General features: G+C 20.2%; 7 protein-coding genes and 1 tRNA gene. 4 read left to right on the top strand and 4 right to left on the bottom strand.

Going from position 1 to position 8,552, the window contains the following annotated elements:
• Nucleotides 1-64: 64 nt before the first annotated feature.
• The 3 genes from ilvC to RJT18_RS02050 all read right to left on the bottom strand — a co-directional run bounded on the left by ilvC (nt 65) and on the right by RJT18_RS02050 (nt 3,691).
• A complete protein-coding gene (gene ilvC / locus RJT18_RS02040; RefSeq protein WP_343154776.1) occupies nt 65-1,540 on the bottom strand; it encodes a ketol-acid reductoisomerase in 1,476 nt (491 codons plus the stop codon).
• An 83-nt stretch (nt 1,541-1,623) separates the two neighbouring features.
• A complete protein-coding gene (ilvD, locus tag RJT18_RS02045) occupies nt 1,624-3,471 on the bottom strand; it encodes a dihydroxy-acid dehydratase (protein ID WP_343154777.1) in 1,848 nt (615 codons plus the stop codon).
• Nucleotides 3,472-3,617: 146 nt separating this feature from the next.
• Nucleotides 3,618-3,691 (bottom strand) — tRNA-Trp (locus RJT18_RS02050).
• A 203-nt stretch (nt 3,692-3,894) separates the two neighbouring features.
• On the opposite strand from RJT18_RS02050, the gene RJT18_RS02055 reads away from it, so the two are divergent.
• From RJT18_RS02055 to fdx, 4 genes are all read left to right on the top strand, one after another.
• Entirely contained in the window at nt 3,895-5,106 is a 1,212-nt protein-coding gene (locus RJT18_RS02055; protein ID WP_343154969.1) for an IscS subfamily cysteine desulfurase, read from the top strand.
• 44 nt (nt 5,107-5,150) lie between these two features.
• Complete coding sequence (iscU, locus tag RJT18_RS02060; protein ID WP_343154778.1) at nt 5,151-5,546, top strand: Fe-S cluster assembly scaffold IscU; 396 nt, start codon at nt 5,151-5,153, stop codon at nt 5,544-5,546.
• 61 nt (nt 5,547-5,607) lie between these two features.
• The gene (hscB, locus tag RJT18_RS02065) at nt 5,608-6,105 is read left to right on the top strand and encodes a Fe-S protein assembly co-chaperone HscB (protein WP_343154779.1); all 498 of its coding nucleotides are present in this window, start codon (nt 5,608-5,610) and stop codon (nt 6,103-6,105) included.
• Nucleotides 6,106-6,147: 42 nt separating this feature from the next.
• Nucleotides 6,148-6,477 carry an ISC system 2Fe-2S type ferredoxin gene (gene fdx / locus RJT18_RS02070; RefSeq protein ID WP_343154780.1) on the top strand — a complete coding sequence of 110 codons (330 nt, stop codon included), beginning with the start codon at nt 6,148-6,150 and terminating at the stop codon, nt 6,475-6,477.
• A 12-nt stretch (nt 6,478-6,489) separates the two neighbouring features.
• Here fdx and der read toward each other — a convergent pair whose 3' ends face one another.
• Nucleotides 6,490-7,875, bottom strand: a complete 1,386-nt coding sequence (gene der / locus RJT18_RS02075; RefSeq protein ID WP_343154781.1) for a ribosome biogenesis GTPase Der — start codon at nt 7,873-7,875, stop codon at nt 6,490-6,492.
• Nucleotides 7,876-8,552: the final 677 nt, after the last annotated feature.

Below are 8,552 nucleotides of genomic sequence, written 5' to 3' on the forward strand. Positions count from 1 at the left end.
AAATTTAACTTTATAAAAAATAATATATTTTTTAAAATATAAAATATTATTTTGTTAAAAAAAATTATTTAAAAGATATACTTTTCATTTTTTTCATATATTTTCTTAATTTACTTCCTACCATTTCTATATCATGATTTCTTATTGAAGCATTTATTTTAGACAATTTATTATTATCTATAATAATTTTTGAATTTTTTGAATTAAATAATTCATCATATTTTAAAGTATTAATAAATTTTGTTAAAATAGGTATAGCTTTTTCAGAAAAAATATAATTTCCATATTCAGCAGTATCTGAAATAACTAAATTCATTTCATGAAGTTTTTTTCTAGCTAATGTATTTGCTATAAGAGGTATTTCATGTAAAGATTCATAATACGCAGATTCTCTACAAATACCTGAATCTAACATTATCTCATAAGATAATTCTATACCAGCCCTTAAAGCTGATATCATAAAAATACAATTTTCAAAATATTCTTCTTCAAAAATTTTTTTATTAGATTTTTTAGAATTCTCAAAACTATAATTTTTATTAATATTTCTAAAATATAATAATTTTTTATCATTATTTTCCCAATCTTGTATCATATTTTTTGAAAATTTTCCGGAAATTATATTGTCCATATGATATTTAAACAAAGGTTTTAATAAAATTTTTAAATTATTAGAAATTTTATAAGATTTTATTTTAGAAATATTTGACATTCTGTCAAACATTAAAGTGATACCACCATGTTTTAATGATTCAGTTATAACTTCCCATCCATTTTGCACTAAACTACATGCTAAATTTTTATTAAAACCTTCAGAAATTAATTTATCATAATAAACTACAGATACAGATTGTAACATACCACATAATATTGTTTGTTCACCCATTAAATCAGATTTAACTTCTGCTGAAAAAGAAGATTCTAAAACACCAGCTTTATGACTTCCTAATGCATAAGCCCAAGCTTTAGCAAAATCTATACCTAATTTATTAAAATCATTTTTTTTATGAACAGATATTAAAGTAGGAACACCAAACCCTCTTTTATATTCCTCTCTAACTTCAGTTCCTGGACATTTTGGAGCAACCATTATAACAGTAATATCATTTCTTATTTTTTGTCCATATTCTATAATATTAAAACCATGAGAATATCCTAAAACAGAATTATATTTCATTAATCTTTCTATTTTATTTATTACATTATAATGTTGTTTATCAGGAGTTAAGTTTATTACTAAATCTGCTTTTGGAATCAAATCTTTATAAGTGCCTACATAAAAATTATTTTTTGTAGCATTTAACCAAGAAAAATTTTTATTTTTTATTGAAGATTTTCTCAAAGCATATGAAACATTTAATCCTGAATCTCTAAGATTTAATCCTTGATTTAACCCTTGAGATCCACAACCTATTATAACTATTTTTTTATTTATTAAAATACTAGCTTTTTCATTAAATTCTTTTTTTTTAATTAATCTGCAAACACTTAATTCTTTTAATTTTTGCCTAAAATTTAAAGTATTAAAATAATTTTTCATAAAATCTCCATAAAACTTTTGTAAAAAAAATAAAATAATATTTTAATACAAATTTAAAATTATATACTAATAATATATAAATTTTATAATATTTTTGTTATATCTCTATAAGCACCTTTATCAGCACTTGTTGCAAAATGAGAGTATATTTTTAAAGAAGAAGAAATTTTTCTATTTCTTAAAGTTGGAGTATAAGATTTTTTACCTCTAGAATTTTGAAACTCTTTTCTAAAATCTATTTCTTTTTTAGAAATTTTTAAAACAATTTTTCTATCAGGAATATTAATATTTATTATATCATTATTTTTAACTAAAGCTATAATACCTTTACTTGCAGCTTCTGGAGAAATATGACCTATAGACAAACCAGAAGTTCCACCAGAAAATCTACCATCTGTAATAAGTGCGCAATATTTATCCAAACCAACAGATTTTAAATAAGAAGTAGGATATAACATTTCTTGCATACCAGGACCTCCTTTAGGACCTTCATATCTAATTACTATTACATCCCCTTTTAAAATTTTGTTATTTAATATAGCATAAACTGCATCTTCCTGACTTTCATAAACTTTAGCCGGGCCAGAAAAAATTAAATTTTTTAAATTTACTCCTGCTGTTTTTACTACACATCCATTTTTAGCTAAATTTCCATATAAAATTGCTATACCTCCATCACTACTATAAGCATATTTTATAGATCTAATACAACCTTTTTTCCTATTTTTATCTAAACTTTTCCATTTAAAAGATTGTGAAAACGGAATAATAGTTTTTTTTCCTCTTGGACCTGATTTAAACATATCATTTACATATTTATTATCAGATATCATTATATCATATTTTAATATAGTATCTTCTATAGTTAATCCAAGAAAATTTTTAGTAGATAAATCTAATAAATTTCCTCTATATAATTCTCCTAACAATCCTATTACCCCACCGGCTCTATGAAAATCTTCTATATAATAATCTTTTGAATTAGGAGAAAGTTTACAAATATAAGGAATTTTTTTGGACAAATAGTCTATATCAGAAATATTAAATTTTATATTTCCTTCTTTAGATAAAGCTAATAAATGCAATATAGTATTAGTAGATCCACCCATAGATATATCTAAACACATTGCATTATACATAGATTTCTTATTTATTAAATTTCTTGGTAAAACTGCTAAATTTTTATTTTTATAAAAATCTTTAGTAATTCTCACTATATGTTTTCCAGCAGAATAAAATAATTTTTTTCTATTTGAATGAGTAGCTAAAAGTGTACCATTACCTGGAAATGAAATTCCTAATACTTCAGTCAAACAATTCATAGAATTTGCTGTAAACATTCCAGAACAAGATCCACAAGTAGGACATGCATTTTTTTCCATAATCTTGGAAATATTTTTATTTCTAAAATTACTTTTAGATCCATTAACAATAGCATCTACTAAATCTATTCTTTTATTTTTACCATCTATTTTTATTCTTCCTGATTCCATTGGGCCACCAGAAACAAATATTGTTGGTATATTTAGTCTTAAGCATGCTATTAACATTCCTGGAGTAATTTTATCACAATTAGAAATACAAACCATAGAATCTACACAATGTGCATTTATTACATACTCAATAGAATCTGCAATTATCTCTCTAGAAGGTAAAGAATATAACATTCCAGAATGTCCCATAGCTATACCATCATCTATAGCTATAGTGTTAAATTCTTTAGGAACTCCTCCATGCAAACTTATTTTTTTAGAAACTAATTTTCCTAAATCTCTCAAATGAATATGACCTGGAACAAATTCAGTAAAAGAATTTACTACAGCTATAATAGGTTTTTTAAAATCATTACTCTTCATTCCTGTAGCTCTCCAAAGAGCTCTAGATCCAGAAGAATTTTTACCTTGAGTGGTAGTATAAGATCTATATGACATATTTTAAAACTCCATAATATTTTTAATATCAAATATTAAAAATATTAAAAAAATGATCTTTTATATATTTTACAAAATTTAATGAAATGTTATTATCATAAAAAAATTTATTTAAATTATAAAAAACATAGTAAAAAAAATTTTTGCAGGGGAGGAGGGATTTGAACCCCCAACATCCGGTTTTGGAGACCGACACTCTACCTATTTGAGTTACACCCCTATATAAAAAATTAAAAATTTTAAAACTTAATAAAACTATTTTTTTTAAAAACACAAATTTTTATTCTTATTAAAAACTACATAATGTTATAATACTATTAAAAATAAATATAGTCTATATATTTTATAAAATAGATTTTCAAAAAATAATAAATATAATATAAAAAATTATTTATTAAATTAAAAACAAATTAAATGAAAAAAATTAAAATTCCAATATATTTAGATTATGCAGCTACTACTCCAGTAGATAAAAAAGTAGCAAAAATTATGTTAAAATACTTAACAAAAAATAGTAATTTTGGAAATTCTGCATCTAGATCACACAAATTTGGATGGATAGCAGAAGAAGCTGTAGACATAGCAAGAGAAAATATATCAAGTTTAATAAATGCAGATCCAAAAGAAATAATATTTACATCTGGAGCTACAGAATCAATAAATTTAGCTATTAAAGGAATAATGAAATTTTATAAAAATAGAGGAAATCATATAATAACTAGTAAAACAGAACACAAAGCAGTATTAGATACATGTAGATATTTAGAAAATAAAAAATGCACAGTTACTTATATAACACCTAAAAAAAACGGAATTATAAAAACTAAAGATATACTAAAAAATATAAACAAAAATACATTATTAGTTTCAATAATGCATGTTAATAATGAAACAGGAATAATACAAGATATAAAAAAAATAAGTAAAATATGTAAAAAAAAAAAAATATTTTTTCATGTAGATGCCACACAAAGTGTTGGAAAAATAAAAATAGATTTAAAAAAAACTAAAATAGATCTAATGTCTTTTTCATCTCATAAAATATACGGACCTAAAGGAATAGGAGCTCTATTTATTAGGAAAAAACCTAGAATAAGAATATCTCCACAAATTCATGGTGGAGGGCACGAAAGAGGAATGAGATCAGGAACTTTACCAGTGCATCAAATTGTTGGAATGGGTGAAGCATTTAAAATAGCAAAAAAAAAAATAAAATCAGAAAATATTAAATTAAAAAAATTAAGAAATATATTATGGAAAAAAATAAAAAATATAGAAGAAATATATTTGAATAGTGATTTGAAAAAAACCTCCCCACATATATTAAATATAAGTTTTAATTATATAGAAGGAGAATCTATAATAATGGCATTAAAAGATCTAGCTGTATCATCAGGATCCGCATGTACATCTGCTAGCTTAGAACCTTCATATGTACTAAAATCTATGGGTATAAAAACAGAATTAGCACATAGTTCTATAAGATTTTCATTTGGAAGATTTACTAAAAAAGAAGAAATATATTATGCTGCAAATATAATACATAAGTCAGTAAAGAAATTAAGAAAATTGTCTCCATTATGGGAAATGTTTAAACAAGGAATAAATGTAGAAAAAATTAATTGGAAAACATAAAATTATAATAATTAATAAAAAACATTAGGATAAACATAAATAAAATGTCTTATAGTAAAAAAGTTATAGATCATTATGAAAATCCAAGAAATGTAGGATCTTTTTCCACTAAAGAAAAAAATGTTGGTACTAGTTTAGTGGGAGCTCCAGCATGTGGTGATGTTATGAAACTTCAAATTAGAGTAAATAAAAAAGGAATTATAGAAGATGCATGTTTTAAAACATATGGATGTGGATCTGCTATTGCATCAAGTTCTTTAATGACTGAATGGATAAAAGGAAAAACTTTAAATCAAGCAAAAAAAATAAAAAATACAAAAATAGTAAAAGAACTAAGTCTTCCTCCTGTAAAAATACATTGTTCTATATTAGCAGAAGAAGCAATAAAAAATGCAATATCTGATTATAATAAAAAACAAAAAAAAATAAAAAATAAGTAAAATTAATAATATATGTGCTGAATTTTTTTTTCAGCACTATAAAATAAAAATAAGAAAAAATATGAACTACTTTAAAATTTTTAACATAAAAGAAGAATTTAAAATTAATTATAATAAGTTGTCAAAAAATTTTCATAAACTTCAAAGAAAATTTCATCCAGATATGAACATAAATATAGATGATAAAAATATAAAAAATAAATCTTCAGAAATAAATATAGCATACAGAATTTTAAAAAATCCTATAAAAAGAGCAGAATATATTATAAAAATAAATTGTTCTAAAAATATATATGAAGAAAATATATGTAATAAAAAATTCTTATTATATTTTTTTAAAATAAATAAAAAAATAGAAAATTTAGAAAAAAATATTAGAAAAAATAAAAAAAAAATAAACAAAATATTAGAAAAAATAAAAGTAAAAAAAAAAAAATATTATAAAAAAATAGAAAAATATATTAAAAATAAAAAATGGATAAAATCTAAAAATATTTTAATAAAAATAAAATTCTTAAATAAAATTCTAAAAAAAAAATGTTATAATAAAAAAATATAATATTATTAAAAAATAAATTAATATTAAAAATAAGGAGTTAATATGCCACAAATTTTGTTTTTACCTAATAAAATAATTTTACCTTATGGAGCTAAAATACATACAAAAATAGGAGAAACTATACTAAATGCTGCATTAAAAAATAATATACAAATTGAACATGCATGTGAAAAATCTTGCGCATGCACAACATGTCATTGCATAATAAAAAGTGGTTTTTCTTCTCTTTCAAAATGTTCAGAAAAAGAAGAAGATACATTAGATAAAGCTTGGAAAGTAGAAGAAAAAAGTAGATTATCTTGTCAAGCAAAAATTGGCAAAAAAAATATTGTAGTAGAAATACCATATTATTCTTCCAACTATACTAAATAAAAAATATTTTAATTAAACATAAGGATTATTATTTTTTTTAAAAAAAATTTTTAAAGGAATACCTTTCAAATTTAAATATTTAATAAAAGAATTCACTAAATATTTTTTATATGAAAATAATAAACCTTCTGTTCTATTACCATGTATTAATATTCTAAAAGGTTTTTTAGAAATTAAATTTGCATATTTTAATCTTATTTTCTTTTTATTATATAAAGGAGGTTTATGACTATTAACAATCTTCTTTAATATTCTAGTTAAAATAGAAGAAGAATAATTTTTTTTTAATAAAATGTTAATATTATTAACAGCTTTAAATATAGAAAACAAATTTTGTTTTTTTTTAGCAGATATAAAAAAACAATCTACAAAAATAAATTTTTTTAAAAAAATATTTAAAATATTTTTATATTTGATTTTTTTTTTAAAAGATAACAAGTCCCACTTATTTATAACTATAAAAAAACATTTTTCAAAAAAAATAATATTATTTATTAAAAAAAAATCTTGTTTAGATATTTCACAAGTAGAATCTAAAGTTAACATTACAATATCACTATTTTTAATACAATCAATAGATTTTTTTATAGAAATGTTTTCAACTTTAGAACAAACATTTTTAAATCTTCTAACTCCAGCTGTGTCAATAAAAATATATCTATTATTTTTATAATAAAAACAAATTTCAGTACTATCAGTAGTAGTACCAGGATATTCATCTGTTATAACACGACTTTCATTTAAAATAGAATTTATAAAAGTAGATTTTCCAACATTAGGTTTTCCTAATATAGATATTTTTATAAAATCATAATAACAATTTTTTATTACATTCCTATTTTTTAATAAATAGAAATCACCTATATATTTATTATAATTAACAAAAAAATTTTTATTAATAAAAAATGGAACTATATGATCATGTAATAAACTTCTAATTCCAAAATTTTTTTGACAAGAAGTAAAAAAAATATCTTTAAAACCCAAGGAATAAAAATCTAAATTATAATTAGAAAAATTAAAATTTTCAGATTTATTTACTATTAAGAAAATCTTTTTATTATATCTTCTTAAAATTTTAGAAATTTTTATATCTAAAAAAGTAATTCCATCATAAGCATCTACCACGAATAAAATTAGATTAGAATTATTTATATAAGAAAAAATATTTTTCTCTATTTTCTTAAGTAAATTAGAATTATTAACTTCTTTTATACCAGCTGTATCAGAAATAAAAAAACATTTATTATCAGATGTACAAAAACAAGCAATATTAGAATCTACAGTAAAATTACTACAATTCGTAGAAATAGAAGAATTTTCATTTATTAACATATTAAATAAAGAAGATTTACCAACATTAGTTCTTCCAACTAATGAAACATAATTTTTTAACATATAAATCTCAAAAAAAAATAAAATAAAATACATTAAATCATAAAAATTAATAAAATAAAATTTCTTTTTATTATATATATAAAATATATTAAAAAAAAACATATTAATCAATTAACTAATATATAATATATTAATTAAATATTGTCTTTTATTATTATATTAATCAATTAACTAATATATAATATATTAATTAAATATTGTCTTTTATTATTATATTAATCAATTAACTAATATATAATATATTAATTAAATATTGTCTTTTATTATTATATTAATCAATTAACTAATATATAATATATTAATTAAATATTGTCTTTTATTATTATATTAATCAATTAACTAATATATAATATATTAATTAAATATTGTCTTTTATTATTATATTAATCAATTAACTAATATATAATATATTAATTAAATATTGTCTTTTATTATTATATTAATCAATTAACTAATATATAATATATTAATTAAATATTGTCTTTTATTATTATATTAATCAATTAACTAATATTTTTTATGTAGAAAATATATTTTACTATAACTTTATCTGTAGAAATTTTTTTGTACTTTTAGTTAAATATTTTTTAACTTAAATATTTATATTTAACTAATATATTATTTAATTTTTTATTTTTTTATATATTTTGTTTTTATTTGTTTGGGATATTTTTTAT

It is taken from the genome of Buchnera aphidicola (Pseudoregma panicola), assembly GCF_039376655.1.
GTDB lineage: Bacteria > Pseudomonadota > Gammaproteobacteria > Enterobacterales > Enterobacteriaceae > Buchnera_G > Buchnera_G aphidicola_C.

What these genes read in the sequence shown, in the direction of transcription:
- ilvC (WP_343154776.1), bottom strand. Translation starts at nt 1,540, where the DNA reads ATGAAAAATTATTTTAATACTTTAAATTTTAGGCAAAAATTAAAAGAA.
- ilvD (WP_343154777.1), bottom strand. Translation starts at nt 3,471, where the DNA reads ATGTCATATAGATCTTATACTACCACTCAAGGTAAAAATTCTTCTGGA.
- iscU (WP_343154778.1), top strand. Translation starts at nt 5,151, where the DNA reads ATGTCTTATAGTAAAAAAGTTATAGATCATTATGAAAATCCAAGAAAT.
- hscB (WP_343154779.1), top strand. Translation starts at nt 5,608, where the DNA reads ATGAACTACTTTAAAATTTTTAACATAAAAGAAGAATTTAAAATTAAT.
- fdx (WP_343154780.1), top strand. Translation starts at nt 6,148, where the DNA reads ATGCCACAAATTTTGTTTTTACCTAATAAAATAATTTTACCTTATGGA.
- der (WP_343154781.1), bottom strand. Translation starts at nt 7,875, where the DNA reads ATGTTAAAAAATTATGTTTCATTAGTTGGAAGAACTAATGTTGGTAAA.